Source organism: Brucella lupini (genome assembly GCF_002252535.1).
Taxonomy (GTDB): domain Bacteria; phylum Pseudomonadota; class Alphaproteobacteria; order Rhizobiales; family Rhizobiaceae; genus Brucella; species Brucella anthropi.
In genome coordinates this window covers 166,642-179,262 of record NZ_NNRN01000055.1, presented here as the reverse complement: position 1 = coordinate 179,262, position 12,621 = coordinate 166,642, and the positions used below count along the sequence as shown (strand labels likewise).

Sequence of the window (12,621 nt, the reverse complement as noted above, 5' to 3'; positions counted from 1 at the left end):
CGTTTCCTCGATTAACTGCTCGATGATATAGAGCGCTTCGCCATCGGCAACAATCAATTCGACATTTCGTTGGTTGAGGCTTTTCTCGAGCAAGTTTAGGCTCTGCTCCAATCACCAACGGACAACGCCGCCGGGTGCACGCAATTTTGGATTGGTTTCATGTACGAAAAGGGCCGTGACCGTGCCCCCCCAGCTTCGACGCGGCATGAAGGGCAGGATTGTCAGCACGGCGCAGATCGTTGCGCAACCAGACAAGCGCTTTCGCGGTCATTCAATGATCCTTGGTTTATGTGTTGGAGAACGTATTTTCGGACGCGCAGATGCCACTATATTCATGTCGAGCGCCTTGATCTTCCCTTGCCTTTTCGCGGCCCGAGAAAAAATGCATTGACGCGATGTTGCAGGGCGCGGAATTTTTCACCGCGCGATTTCAGCATGTGCTCTTCAAGCGGGGGAATGCCGGAGACATGCACCAGCAACCAGTACATCTGGATCGGAGCAAGCAGCGACAGCCAGCTCCATGACGATGCGGTGATTGCCATCAGCGGCCACGCACACCAGAACAGCCATTCAAAGAAGTAGTTTGGATGTCTGGAATAGGCCCAAACGCCGGTTTCACAAATTTCAGTTTTGGCTTCCGAGGTTTTGCGAAACTGCGAAAGCTGCGCGTCAGATAGCGCTTCCCCCGTCAGTGCTATGGCGACGATTGCGATCCCGACCATATCCCAGAAATATGGAAAACCGGGGCGACTTACAGCTGCGATGTAGACTACCAGAACGAGTATGAAGGCTGCGAGAGCCTGTATCTGCAAAAACCAGAAGAGGCGAACGGATGCGTTTTCGCCCCATTCTTTTATCAGCCTTGCATAACGGGGGTCTTCACCATGGCCCATGCTGCGCTTGGCGATGTGAAAGCCAAGGCGAAGAGACCACGCCAGAATGAGGATCAGTATCACTGAACGCCGTTGCCAGGTCGCATCTGCAAGCATGACGGCTATGATTGAGCCCGCCCCAACCGAAAACGACCAGATGGCATCGATCCAGCCGTTTTTGCCGGTCTTTCGTTCAAGCGCCCAGGCAAATGCCATGATGGCAGACAGGCTGATGGCAACAATTAAAAGCAGACCGGGTTGCATGGCGGACCTTTAATGGGGAGTTTGCTTTTCCTTATGCAATACGTTCTTTTTGACTGGTTGGTTTCTTAAGCGGCGCAAAAAATTAAAAAAGTTTGGTCGCCGACTGAACCAAACTTCTTCTCAAAACGTAAAACGATGAAAATGCGGCACACACGCAGCTCAACCCGCGGTGAAGAGAGGGACTATGGATATCACGAACAGTCCGGGCAGCCCTAAGCATCTCAGCATCGCGATTATCGGTAGCGGGATTTCCGGATTGTCTGCTGCATGGCTGCTTTCGCAACGCCACGACGTGACTTTATTTGAAGCATCGGACCGCATCGGCGGCCATAGCAACACTGTAGAATTTGAGAGCAGTCACGGTCCTGTGGCCGTCGATACCGGTTTCATTGTCTATAATGAAGTGACCTATCCCAATCTGACCGCCCTGTTTCGCGCGCTTGAAGTTCCAACCGCCGCGTCGAACATGTCGTTTGCCGTTTCAGTCGGAAATGGCGCTTACGAATATTCCGGCGGTACCGGCCTCGGCCTCTTTGCCCAGCGCTCCAATCTGGTCAGCCCGCGCTTCTGGTCGATGATCCGCGATCTCTTGCGATTTTATCGCAATGCACCCAAAGACCTGAGTATCATGGGCGGTATTTCGCTTGATGATTATCTTGCACGCAATGGTTATGGCCGGGCTTTTCGTGAAGATCATCTTTATCCGATGGCGGCAGCGATCTGGTCCACCCCTGCCATGGAAGTGGGGCAATATCCGGCTGCCAGCTTCGTCCGCTTCTGCTGTAATCACGGTCTTCTTGCTCTTCGTGACAGACCAATCTGGCGTACGGTAACCGGCGGCAGCCGAGAATATCTAAGGCGGATCACCAAGCCCTACGCGGACCGGATCAGGCTCTCAACACCGATCAAATCCGTGCGACGTGCCGAGCATTCTGTCGAGTTGATCGACGGAAACAGCGTTTCCCATGTGTTCGACGATGTTGTGATTGCCACGCATGCCGATCAGGCTTTGCGGATGTTGGCCGATCCGAGCGGGGATGAAAGCCGCATTCTTGGCGCGTTTCAATACTCACGAAATGAAGCGGTGCTGCACAACGATATTTCACTGATGCCCAAACGTCGCGCGGCGTGGTCCAGTTGGAATTACCTTACCAACGCAGCCACTGGCCCGACGCAACCATCCATTACTTACTGGATGAACCGCCTGCAACCGCTGGGCAACGCGCCTGAGACTTTTGTTACGCTCAATCCTTGTCGTGCACCGCGCGAGGAACTGGTGATCCGTCGCGAGATCTATGAACATCCGATTTTCGACATGGCAACGGATCGTGCGCAGAAAGAAATCTGGTCCTTGCAAGGGCAGCGCCGGACATGGTTTTGCGGCGCGCATTTCGGCTCCGGCTTTCATGAGGACGGCCTTCAGGCCGGTCTCGCCGTGGCAGAAGATCTGGGCGGTATGCGCCGCCCATGGCTGGTCGAGCAGGAAAGTGGGCGCATCGTTCGCCAGAGTTTGCCTCTCCGGGAAAGGGCACTGGCATGACCGAGAGCTTCCAGTCGGCACTGTTTCCCGGTCATGTGACCCATGCGCGTTTACGACCGAAGGTTCACAAACTGGCCTATAAAATCTACTCGCTCCTGCTCGACCTTGATGAACTGGAAGCCCTCGATCGCAAATTGAAGCTGTTTTCACTTGACCGTTTCAATCTGTTTTCTTTCTACAGGAAAGACAGAGGCGATGGATCGGCTCTGCCGCTGCGTGAGCAGGTGGAACGTGCCATGGAGGCAGCCGGAATACTGCCTGATGGCGGTGCGATCCGCCTGCTCACTATGCCGCGTATTGCGGGCTGGGCATTTAACCCGCTCAGTGTTTTCTTCTGCTATAATTGTGGCGGTGAGCTTGTGGCAATCCTTTGGGAAGTTGATAACACTTTCCGCCAGCGCCACGGCTATATGATCCCGGTCCATAACTGCGTTAACGGACGCATCGTACAAAGCTGCGACAAGGCATTTTACGTCTCGCCCTTCATGGACATGAAGCTGCGATATGAGTTTGAAGTCACGCCTCCCGCAGACTGGCTTTCCATCCGCATCAACAGTTTTGACGATGAAGGCCTGCTTTTGACTGCCCGCCATCTGGCGCGCCGGGTTGAATTGAGCGACGCCGCCTTGCTACGCGCCTTTCTTACAATTCCGTTTCTCACCTTGAAAGTGATTGGCGGCATTCACTGGGAGGCGCTGAAAATATGGTTGAAGGGCATCGGTTTACGCAGAAGACCTGCAGGGCCAGAGATTTCCATCACATCTGTTCGTAACGAGACCGCCCAGCAGAGGAACAAGGCCGCATGAGCCAGCTCGACGAGTATCATCAACTATCGGCATCAAGCCGGACTGAACGACCAGCTTTCAGCCCTTCGACTATCGTGTTGAAACGGCTGCTGAAGCAGGTCCAGCATGGGCGATTGGTGCTTTCACTGCCCGGCGGTGAGGTCATTGCTGTTAATGGTCTATTGCCCGGACCGGAAGCCAAAATTGCAATTGTCAAATGGAACAGCCTGCGTCGCCTGCTGACGGGCGGGGATATTGGCTTTGCGCAATCCTATATCGAAGGCGAATGGACATCACCCCATCTCACATCGGTCATCCGCTTTGCGGCGCGCAATCGCGTTACGCTGACATCCACATTACGCGGATCTGGCTGGATGCGGGTGCTGAACCGTATCAGCCACCTGCTCAATGCAAACACGCGCCGCGGCAGCCGGCGCAACATCGAAGCCCACTACGATCTCGGCAATGATTTCTATGCCCGATGGCTCGACCCTTCGATGCTTTATTCATCTGCGATCTGGAATGAGACGACCCATAGCCTTGAAAGTGCGCAGAAGCAGAAGTTGCAGTGTATTGCTGAAAAACTGGCGCTTGAGGGCGGCGAAAGAATTCTTGAAATCGGTTGTGGCTGGGGTGCCCTGGCGGGCTATCTCGCAAACTGTCACAATGCCAATGTGACGGGAATAACCCTGTCGCCATCGCAGCTCGCTTGGGCAAAAGCCGCAGTTGAAAACGGAGGGCTCAGCGATGCCGTTGACCTTCGCTTGCAAGATTACCGCGATGTTCAGGGCCAGTTTGACCGCATTGTATCAATCGAAATGTTTGAGGCCGTTGGCGAAGCCTATTGGCCGGAATATTTCACAACCCTGAAACGCTGTCTCAAGCCCGGCGGCAGAGCAGTCCTGCAGGTCATTTCAATAGAAGAAGCGCGCTACGAAAATTATCGCCGCAAGGCCGATTTCATCCAGAAATTCATCTTTCCGGGGGGCTTTCTGCCGTCAGATAAAGTGCTTGAGCGCGACCTTACGAAGGCCGGTTTGGTTTTAAAGGAGACCGAGCATTTCGGCCATTCATACGCGCTTACGCTTGCCGAATGGCGTCAGCGCTTTATCGCCAACTGGCCTGAAATCGCGAAGCTTGGCTTTGACGATAAATTCCGACGTCTTTGGGAATACTACCTTTGCTATTGCGAAGGTGGGTTTGAGGAAGGTGCAATCAATGTTGGGCTCTACACGATTGAACATGCTTAGGCTTCACCCCCCCACTAACGGAGGAAGCGTCGATGAAATGGATACTGACGATTGGCATAATGACAGTGTCGTTTCCCTTCACAGCGCAGGCGGCTGAGATCAACGGCAACTGGGTGCGCGGGGATGGGAATGCGCGAGTGAAAATTGCTGAATGCGGCGAGGATATCTGCGCCACCAATACCTGGATCAAGCCCGGAACACCAAAAGAGAAAACCGGCGACCGGCTGGTGATGAGCATCAACGAAACTGCGAACGGACAATATTCTGGCACAGCTTTCGATCCGCAACGTAACCTCACCTACAAGATCAGCGTGAAAGTTGACGGCGATACCATGACGAGCAATGGCTGCGTTCTGGCTGGCCTCCTGTGTCGCAATGTGGGCTGGACCCGAATCAAGTAAGAGCGAGTTATCGATGAAAGATTATCTCATAGCCTATGTGGTGACAGCGGTTGCATTTCTGGCAATCGACTCCGTGTGGTTATCCAACATGGCGAACGTGTTTTACCGCCCTGTCATGGGCGACATGCTTGCGCCAGGTTTTCGTCTCGCGCCAGCAGTCGTTTTCTATGTGATTTTCGTGTTTGGACTGGTTTTCTTTGCGGTCAAGCCCGGACTTCTGGCCGGTAGTGGTACAGTCACGCTCGTTCACGGTGCGCTTCTCGGATTCGTCGCTTATGCGACTTATGATCTGACCAATCAGGCCACTTTGAAAAACTGGTCTTGGACCCTGACAATCGCAGACGTGGTCTGGGGCACTGTCCTGTCTGCCGCGTCAGCCTATATTGGCTATTGGGTTACGTCGCGGAGCAGCGGCTAGGTTGGAGTAAGCATATGCAAAGATGGGGTCTTTTGGCCGTCTTCGTCTTCGTCATCATTGTTGTAGGAATGGCAATCGGTATCGGTTTCCCGCCGGGCGAATGGTATGCAGCGCTTCAAAAGCCTTGGTTTACCCCGCCTAACGCAGCCTTTGGCCCCATCTGGACGATACTTTATATCTTCATTGCCATTGCAGGCTGGCACACATGGATAAGCGATCGTGGGTGGAAGCGGCGCGGACTGTGGTTTGGCCAGATGGTATTGAACTTCATCTGGACGCCTATTTTCTTCGGCGCTCACATGACCGTGCTGGGGCTTGTCGTAATCATCGGCGTCTGGTTTTGCGTGCTTTTGTTTATCATTCGCGCGTGGCAACCAGATCGCATCTCGGCGCTGCTATTCGTGCCATACCTCATATGGCTATCGCTGGCGACAGCGTTGAATGCGGCAATTGTCGTGTTGAACTAATGAAAAAGGCGGCAAATATGCCGCCTTTTCTTTAGATGCCGATCAATGGCTGCACGAGCCGCATAAGCCAGCTCTGGAATTTGAGCGGTGCGTCAGTCACCGCAAGACAGATGCAATCGCCATCCGGTGAGGCAATCGGCTGATGCACGAGATCAGCATCCGCTTCCTCAATATCACCGCGCGCAAAAAGCCCGGTTCCATCATAGAAACTACCGCTCAACACCAATGTCAGTTCGCGACCGCCATGCCCATGTTCTGGCACCGGCTTCCCCGCTGGAATTCGCAAAAGGCGAACCTGCGTTTCGCTGTCGCCTGTCTCGATTGGCACCTGATAGGCACCCCGGCCAAGCGATTTCCATTTCAGGTCCGGCAAATCGCCACCGACATAGGATCGCAGCGGTTCCGGTATCACGGCAGGCTGCTTTATCTCGAAGCGCGGTGCCGAATGTTCCATTGATTGCTGTGTCTTCTGCAACCTGTCCTTGAAACTATCCCATGTGGATGCTTCGAGTTTCTGTGGCTCAACCGCGTCAAGAAGCTGCCCGCCAATCTGTTCAAACTGCTTGAGCCTTGAACGGCAGGCCGGGCAGAGCGCAATATGAGTGGCGACCGCGATACTCCAACCCTCGGCCAACGTGCCTGCAGCATAGCTTGAAAGGAGTTCGTCGCTCAGATGATGCTTGATATCCATCAGTGCGCTCCCGAATTATCGAGCGCAGCGCGCAATTTGTTGAATGCCAGCCGCAGGCGGGATTTAACCGTGCCAAGCGGGAGGTTCAGCTTCTTTGCGATGGCGCTATGCGTGCTTTCCTCGAAATAAGCGAGTTCAAGCAAGGTGGATTGCTCCTTCGGCAAGTCAGCCATTGCCGCGCGCAACTGGCTGGCGGATTGCCGTTCGGCAATCCTCAAGTCAGCGGGCTGTTCCGCATCGGGCACAAAGGCCGGATCGGTTGGGTCGAACTCCGGGCGCCGGGCGCGTCGCACTGCATCGATGCGCTGGTTTCGTGCGATGGTGAAAATCCAGGTCGACAAGGCTCCTTTGGCAACATCGAACTGATCTGCCTTGTTCCAGACTGCAATCATGGTCTCTTGCATTAATTCTTCCGCTGTTTGCGTATCAGCAGACAGTTTGGCCATATAAGTCTTCACCCGGGGTGCGAAATGCTTGAAAATCACCTCGAAAGCGTCCACGTCGCGTCGGGAACTGACCGCCAGCATCAATTCCTCCATTGAGGGCTGATCTTCAGGTGCGGTCTGTCCATTCATCCGTATTAAACCCCATCCGCTCAGATGTAGCGAAGCCAGAACCTGTAAATTATGCTGAGCTTCCATGTGCCACTGTTGCGAGAGGAACGAAACTTTTGTGTTCATCAGGATTATACGCAAACAGATTTAATCTGGATCACACCAGATTTCAAATGTAGGGCGTCATCGCAAGCAGCACTCTCGAACTCTGACCTTTTAGCAATAAATCACGCATCAGCTCAGTGAATTCATAGCAGCTCAGCAAGCTCCTATTTTGCTCGCGATCTTATGGCTCACCAAACGCTTTCTCGTAATTGATCTCAAACGTGCGAAAGCTGTCAATCGCGGCTTCGAAGCACCGTTCTTCATCTTTTTTGTCGAGCGACATGGTTTGAAGCAAAGCAACCGTCTTCTTCCAACCGGCCAGGTTTCCGACCTGCTTTGCCAGGTGTCGCGCACCGTACCCGGCGCCGAGACCAAGCAATCGCGCCTTGTGGATGAGCACTGTTGCCCCCAAAGCGGAACCTTCAAGCACGTATAGCGTACCAATCGCTGAAGGCAGATCAACAGGCGCCCCTGCGTCGAACTGCAATTCCGACTTCTTCGGTTCTTCCCCGTCCGACAGATCCGCATAATCCATTTGAAGTTCAGATTGAATTTTATGATTGTCCCAATCTGAGAATACTCGTCTCAGGTCACTGACATCCAGCAATGTTTCCAACGCCACTCTGCTACGCCAGGTGGCTTCCAGATATTTCCTGTAGGCGTCCAACGAAATGAACATGCCATAAAACGAAACAAGCCTGTCAATCCGTTCGTGGTAGGGAGCGGTAGCCGCCTTCAAATCCCAACGACGTTGCAGGACGGTGCGTTGATTCATTAGCAAAATTTTCCATAATTCGTTACACGGGCCAAGACTAAATATTATCTTTATGAATAAATTCCATGCATTACTGCATCGTAATGCTCTTCGATTTCCTGTGTGCACTTGCACGATTTGCGCTTCAAAGCGCTCTTGTCCTTAATGATAAATAACCCGCGCCTGGTGACAATGATGCCCTCATTGCGCAATTGACCGACAATGCGCGTTACAAATGTCCTGCCAACTCCAAGCATTTCCGACAACTGATCGTGCGTCATTTCAAACTGATCTGTGCCAGTTCGTTCTGCCGCTGACAGCAGCCATTTGGCGGTTCGCTGTGTTATCGTATGGGTCGCGTTACACGCAGCTGTTTGAAATACCTGTGCCATCAGGCAATCGGAATAGCGCGCAAACCAGTGCCGAAGCGAGATGGAATCCAGCTTCAACTGTTCGAGTGCAGCCGTTTTGATCCTGATAAAACTTCCCGAGTTACGAACGATGGCAGTGGCATAGGCGGGTAAACTGCCGTTCGACACAATACCTCCTACAGCCCCTTCCCTCCCGATCAACGCAATCTCGACAGCGCTGTTGTCTTCGTCGACCCAGCGCTGAAAACTCGCCAACGCGGATCCGCACGGAAACCAAGTGTGAACAACATCGTCTCCGGCCTTCTGCAAAACAGCCTCCGCCTCAAGTTCGTAGAAGACCGTATGGGGCAGCAGCTTTTGTCGGTCTTCCTCATTGAGCATCATCAGAAGCAAATTGCCCGACATCTCGTGGGTCGATGTTAAATTCATACAGTCGAGTTCCTCTTTTCGCGGCCGTTGTGTCCAATAGTGGACGGACGATCCTTTCGGTCTATGTTACTTTTAGACGCAATTAACCTAACCCATTGAAAAGACGGGTTTGTTTTCATGCTCCATCGTTGATAATACCATCTCAACGGATATTTTCGTTTGTCAGCGGTCACAACGTCTAGCCGTTTTCAGCTCTCAGATAGTTTAGCAATCCTGCAAAAGGTGCGCTCACGAACGGTTAAGTCCGGAAAGTTCTGCCGCAATGGATATGTCCGAACCTGTTAATCTCACCAATTGTGATCTCGAACCAATCCACATTCCTGGTTCGATCCAACCGCACGGCGCAATGCTCGTTATGGATCAGTCTGGCCAAAATTTCCTTTTTGCTTCTGCTAATATTCCATGCATAACGGGCTATCGAGGGGATTTGATCCCTGGCACCGACATTTCTTTGATTGTTGGCGAGAAAAATGCGCATGATTTCCGTAACGCCGCGGCCAAAGCGAGAGAGCCGGGCTTATCCTCAGTGGTACTTGGGCTTCGCTTTCCAGGCAAATCCACGCTTTTTGACGCTGTGATCCACACGCATCTGGGAAAGACTTTTGTCGAAATAGAGCCCTGCGCGGATCGAGGGCAAAGTGCCCGGCAGGCACTTGATCTCACGCGTAGCGTCATCCATCGCATTGGTCGCGAGGAAACAGTAGAGAGGGTCGCTGCAACGGGCGCGCGCCTCGTCAAGGCCATGCTGGGTTACGACCGTGTGATGATCTATCAATTTCTCCATAACGGAGCAGGTCGCGTCATTGCGGAGGCAAAATCACCCGCGCTTGGCAGCTTCATGGGACAGCATTTTCCTGCATCGGATATACCCCTCCAGGCTCGACGTCTCTATCTTGTCAATACAATCAGGATGATTTCCGACACATCCTATCAGCCCGTTGCACTTTGTCCCTCACTTGCAGCAGACGAACCTGCTGTCGACATGTCCTTTGCGCAGTTGCGCAGTGTTTCCCCGATCCACTGCCAATACCTGCAGAATATGGGTGTCTCCGCGTCATTGTCGATTTCGATTGTTGTTGATGGTGAACTATGGGGCCTGATTTCCTGTCATCACGACAGTCAGAAAGTCACCCCTCTTCCTCTGCGCATAGGAGCTGAACTGTTCGGGCAGTATTTTTCGCTACATATAGCCGATTGTGACAGACGAAAAACACTGCAGATCACAGCAGACGCACGAACCAAGCTCGACACTATTGTGTCGCAACTGAGTATCGGTGATGAAATTCGCGACAGTCTGGGGGAACAACTCAGCCGGTTTCCCGAATTGGTTGCAGGCAACGGGGCTGCATTGTTGATGAACGGGCAGTGGCTTCAACGTGGCGATACGCTCAACGAACATCAAACGCGCCAACTACTCAAAGTTGCAGGCGATGAATCTCCACGCGAGCTTTGGGCAAGCCAGGAAATCAGAACCCACTTGGCCGACTACGCCGGAAGCGTTGCAGGCATGCTCGCAATTCCACTTTCCATGGCGTTCAGTGATTATCTTGTACTGTTCCGCAATGAGGAGGCCCACGCCATCGAATGGGCGGGAGAGCCGGTGAAGACTACTGTCGAAACACCTTTCGGTACCCGATTAACGCCCAGAGGCAGCTTCTATACCTGGCGGGAAGAAGTTCGTGGGCGTTCAACGCCCTGGACCACTACAGATCTCTCAGTAGCGCAGTCGATTGGCACTTACTTACGCGACGTCATCCTTCGGCAAAATGAACTGTCTGAACAGGAAAGAGCGAAAACTGAACAGCGACGTCGGGTTTTGAACGCCGAACTCAATCATCGCGTTAAGAACATTCTTTCTCTGGTCAAGTCGATTGCGCTTCAGACGGGAGCCAACGCTGCGAATGTTGCTGACTACGCTCAAACGCTTGAAGGGCGATTACGCGCACTCGCATCAGCTCACGACCAGTCTTTGGACGGCGAAAACGGCGGTTCGCTAGCAAGTTTGCTCAAAACCGAAGTCAATCTTTATATTGACACACCCGGTCGCATAACTCTGGAAGGTCCACCGGTCCATCTCGATCAAAGAGCATTTGGCGTTATCGCCATGGTCTTCCACGAAATGATGACAAATGCTGCGAAATATGGCGCGCTTTCGGTTCCGAATGGACGCCTGAAAATCAGGTGGAAACTGGTAGCATCCGGTGATTGCGAAGTATTCTGGAACGAAGCCAATGGGCCATCCGTTACGTGGCCGTCACGAACGGGATTCGGTAGCAAGCTGATAAGAAATTCTTTCGAATACGACCTCCGGGGAAAAGTCAAAATCGAATACCACCGGGATGGGCTTCAGGCGCAGTTTTCTGTTCCATCTGTATATGTGACGCAATTAAACGACGAGTTGATCACGGCAGATATTCCAAAAGACATTGTCGAGAAAACCCACATCAATGGAATGAAGATTCTGGTTGTCGAAGATCAGAGCCTGATTGCCCTTGATATGGAAAACACCTTACGAAAATTGGGCGCCGAGCATATTCATCTTGCCTCGAGTGCGCCTGAGGCATTCGAGATGATTGAACGTTCCAAACCCAATCTTGCAATTCTCGATTTTAATCTGGGAGACCGTACTTCGGAAAATATCGCCGAATTGCTTCTAAAGCTGAAAATCCCTTTTCTTTTTACGACAGGCTATAGCGACAGGGTGCTCATCCCCGAAAAGCTTCGCGACGTAACCATCGTGCGCAAGCCCATAAGCAATTCAGCAGTCGCAGCGGCCATCAACTCCGTTCTTGGATAGAATATCCTAGCGGTTTTGCGGGTTGAAAGCGTCTGAGGCGTTCACGTCTGATTGCCAATTCTTCCATTAGATTGCCAGTCAGAAGTGTGAGAATGCCGAGCCTCCTCATAACAACTTACGATAGCCACGCATGTAAATCAGAGTGACAACCCAAGTGTTGAAATTAGCACCATTTGGTGATAAATTAACTCAACTGCAGGAGGTAGTTTTATGCGTTCAACCATTAATCTTGATGATAATCTCTTGGAAAAAGCCAGATCCCTGACGGGCACAAAGGAGACAGCCGCTTTGGTCCGCCAAGCGTTAGAAGCACTCGTGCGCGTCGAGACTGGTAAACGGCTTATCGCTCTTGGAGGTACCATGCCGGACGCTGAAGCCGCCCCCCGCCGTCGGAGCTCAGTGAATAAGTGATACTAGCAGATACTTCCATTTGGATTGATCATTTCCGCCGAGGTGATAACGATCTTGTAAAAATTATTGGTAACGATCTTCTGCTTTGCCATCCGGCAGTTATTGGCGAGCTTGCTTTGGGCAGCCTACGCGACAGGACCGCTGTGTTAACTTTTCTCCGCGCACAGCGTGAGACTATCGTAGCAACCCACGACGAGGTTATGACTCTCATTGAGAGGCATAGCGTTTTTAGCATGGGTATTGGCTACACGGATGCTCACTTGCTCGCTTCTGTCCTACTTGATCAGCGCACATCCCTTTGGACTCGAGACAAGCGGCTCAAGCTAGCGGCCCTCAAAGCTGGCGCTGCTCTTTATGAGCCCTTTCACAGTTAAAAAGAGTATAACGCCATCCGCATGATCGGCCGTTTTGATGATCTCGAACGGGTGACACGGTCTTGAATGGGCCGGAAGCAGAAAGTCCGGTACGGCCAAAAAATGTGCTGAAGTGGGCATAATGAGCTGTCGGCACAA

15 protein-coding genes are annotated in these 12,621 nt (G+C 52.4%); 9 read left to right on the top strand and 6 right to left on the bottom strand.

The genetic code is table 11. The features are described from left to right. Window positions 1-157: 157 nt before the first annotated feature. Window positions 158-271, bottom strand: a complete 114-nt coding sequence (locus tag CES86_RS27950) for a deoxyribodipyrimidine photo-lyase (RefSeq protein ID WP_235819964.1) — start codon at window positions 269-271, stop codon at window positions 158-160. Window positions 272-332: 61 nt separating this feature from the next. Continuing rightward, window positions 333-1,136, bottom strand: a complete 804-nt coding sequence (locus tag CES86_RS20505; RefSeq protein WP_029928457.1) for a DUF1295 domain-containing protein — start codon at window positions 1,134-1,136, stop codon at window positions 333-335. Window positions 1,137-1,320: 184 nt separating this feature from the next. Between CES86_RS20505 and CES86_RS20500 the strand changes: the two genes are divergently transcribed. From CES86_RS20500 to CES86_RS20475, 6 genes are read left to right on the top strand one after another with little or no spacing between them, the layout of a single operon-like run. Further along, entirely contained in the window at window positions 1,321-2,676 is a 1,356-nt protein-coding gene (locus CES86_RS20500) for an NAD(P)/FAD-dependent oxidoreductase (RefSeq protein WP_029928458.1), read from the top strand. Beyond that, entirely contained in the window at window positions 2,673-3,482 is an 810-nt protein-coding gene (locus CES86_RS20495) for a DUF1365 domain-containing protein (RefSeq protein ID WP_029928460.1), read from the top strand. Before CES86_RS20500 ends, CES86_RS20495 begins: the two co-directional genes overlap by 4 nt. Continuing rightward, window positions 3,479-4,711, top strand: a complete 1,233-nt coding sequence (locus CES86_RS20490; protein ID WP_029928463.1) for an SAM-dependent methyltransferase — start codon at window positions 3,479-3,481, stop codon at window positions 4,709-4,711. Before CES86_RS20495 ends, CES86_RS20490 begins: the two co-directional genes overlap by 4 nt. Before the next feature lie 32 nt (window positions 4,712-4,743). After that, window positions 4,744-5,112 carry a DUF2147 domain-containing protein gene (locus CES86_RS20485; RefSeq protein ID WP_029928465.1) on the top strand — a complete coding sequence of 123 codons (369 nt, stop codon included), beginning with the start codon at window positions 4,744-4,746 and terminating at the stop codon, window positions 5,110-5,112. Between the two features lie 13 nt (window positions 5,113-5,125). Continuing rightward, the gene (locus CES86_RS20480; RefSeq protein ID WP_010660335.1) at window positions 5,126-5,530 is read left to right on the top strand and encodes a DUF2177 family protein; all 405 of its coding nucleotides are present in this window, start codon (window positions 5,126-5,128) and stop codon (window positions 5,528-5,530) included. Window positions 5,531-5,544: 14 nt separating this feature from the next. Further along, window positions 5,545-5,997 carry a TspO/MBR family protein gene (locus CES86_RS20475; protein WP_010660336.1) on the top strand — a complete coding sequence of 151 codons (453 nt, stop codon included), beginning with the start codon at window positions 5,545-5,547 and terminating at the stop codon, window positions 5,995-5,997. Window positions 5,998-6,028: 31 nt separating this feature from the next. Here the strand turns inward: CES86_RS20475 and CES86_RS20470 are convergent, their stop codons facing one another. The 4 genes from CES86_RS20470 to CES86_RS20455 form a co-directional block, all read right to left on the bottom strand. Then, the gene (locus CES86_RS20470) at window positions 6,029-6,688 is read right to left on the bottom strand and encodes a ChrR family anti-sigma-E factor (protein ID WP_010660337.1); all 660 of its coding nucleotides are present in this window, start codon (window positions 6,686-6,688) and stop codon (window positions 6,029-6,031) included. After that, on the bottom strand, window positions 6,688-7,263 hold the full coding sequence (locus CES86_RS20465) for a sigma-70 family RNA polymerase sigma factor (protein ID WP_226622780.1): 576 nt from the start codon (window positions 7,261-7,263) through the stop codon (window positions 6,688-6,690). The genes CES86_RS20470 and CES86_RS20465 overlap by 1 nt, the downstream gene beginning before the upstream one ends. A gap of 265 nt (window positions 7,264-7,528) precedes the next feature. After that, window positions 7,529-8,122 (bottom strand): biliverdin-producing heme oxygenase, encoded by a 594-nt coding sequence (locus CES86_RS20460; protein ID WP_051686662.1) that lies wholly within the window; start codon window positions 8,120-8,122, stop codon window positions 7,529-7,531. A 50-nt stretch (window positions 8,123-8,172) separates the two neighbouring features. Continuing rightward, window positions 8,173-8,877, bottom strand: a complete 705-nt coding sequence (locus CES86_RS20455; RefSeq protein ID WP_235819963.1) for a Crp/Fnr family transcriptional regulator — start codon at window positions 8,875-8,877, stop codon at window positions 8,173-8,175. Window positions 8,878-9,163: 286 nt separating this feature from the next. On the opposite strand from CES86_RS20455, the gene CES86_RS20450 reads away from it, so the two are divergent. The 3 genes from CES86_RS20450 (at window position 9,164) to CES86_RS20440 (ending at window position 12,483) form a co-directional block, all read left to right on the top strand. Further along, window positions 9,164-11,698 carry an HWE histidine kinase domain-containing protein gene (locus tag CES86_RS20450; RefSeq protein WP_010660341.1) on the top strand — a complete coding sequence of 845 codons (2,535 nt, stop codon included), beginning with the start codon at window positions 9,164-9,166 and terminating at the stop codon, window positions 11,696-11,698. Between the two features lie 210 nt (window positions 11,699-11,908). Then, on the top strand, window positions 11,909-12,109 hold the full coding sequence (locus CES86_RS20445; protein WP_010660355.1) for a type II toxin-antitoxin system VapB family antitoxin: 201 nt from the start codon (window positions 11,909-11,911) through the stop codon (window positions 12,107-12,109). Continuing rightward, complete coding sequence (locus CES86_RS20440) at window positions 12,106-12,483, top strand: type II toxin-antitoxin system VapC family toxin (protein ID WP_010660356.1); 378 nt, start codon at window positions 12,106-12,108, stop codon at window positions 12,481-12,483. The genes CES86_RS20445 and CES86_RS20440 overlap by 4 nt, the downstream gene beginning before the upstream one ends. Window positions 12,484-12,621 lie beyond the last annotated feature (138 nt).

What these genes read in the sequence shown, in the direction of transcription:
- CES86_RS27950 (WP_235819964.1), bottom strand. Translation starts at nt 271, where the DNA reads ATGACCGCGAAAGCGCTTGTCTGGTTGCGCAACGATCTGCGCCGTGCT.
- CES86_RS20505 (WP_029928457.1), bottom strand. Translation starts at nt 1,136, where the DNA reads ATGCAACCCGGTCTGCTTTTAATTGTTGCCATCAGCCTGTCTGCCATC.
- CES86_RS20500 (WP_029928458.1), top strand. Translation starts at nt 1,321, where the DNA reads ATGGATATCACGAACAGTCCGGGCAGCCCTAAGCATCTCAGCATCGCG.
- CES86_RS20495 (WP_029928460.1), top strand. Translation starts at nt 2,673, where the DNA reads ATGACCGAGAGCTTCCAGTCGGCACTGTTTCCCGGTCATGTGACCCAT.
- CES86_RS20490 (WP_029928463.1), top strand. Translation starts at nt 3,479, where the DNA reads ATGAGCCAGCTCGACGAGTATCATCAACTATCGGCATCAAGCCGGACT.
- CES86_RS20485 (WP_029928465.1), top strand. Translation starts at nt 4,744, where the DNA reads ATGAAATGGATACTGACGATTGGCATAATGACAGTGTCGTTTCCCTTC.
- CES86_RS20480 (WP_010660335.1), top strand. Translation starts at nt 5,126, where the DNA reads ATGAAAGATTATCTCATAGCCTATGTGGTGACAGCGGTTGCATTTCTG.
- CES86_RS20475 (WP_010660336.1), top strand. Translation starts at nt 5,545, where the DNA reads ATGCAAAGATGGGGTCTTTTGGCCGTCTTCGTCTTCGTCATCATTGTT.
- CES86_RS20470 (WP_010660337.1), bottom strand. Translation starts at nt 6,688, where the DNA reads ATGGATATCAAGCATCATCTGAGCGACGAACTCCTTTCAAGCTATGCT.
- CES86_RS20465 (WP_226622780.1), bottom strand. Translation starts at nt 7,263, where the DNA reads ATGAATGGACAGACCGCACCTGAAGATCAGCCCTCAATGGAGGAATTG.
- CES86_RS20460 (WP_051686662.1), bottom strand. Translation starts at nt 8,122, where the DNA reads ATGAATCAACGCACCGTCCTGCAACGTCGTTGGGATTTGAAGGCGGCT.
- CES86_RS20455 (WP_235819963.1), bottom strand. Translation starts at nt 8,877, where the DNA reads ATGTCGGGCAATTTGCTTCTGATGATGCTCAATGAGGAAGACCGACAA.
- CES86_RS20450 (WP_010660341.1), top strand. Translation starts at nt 9,164, where the DNA reads ATGGATATGTCCGAACCTGTTAATCTCACCAATTGTGATCTCGAACCA.
- CES86_RS20445 (WP_010660355.1), top strand. Translation starts at nt 11,909, where the DNA reads ATGCGTTCAACCATTAATCTTGATGATAATCTCTTGGAAAAAGCCAGA.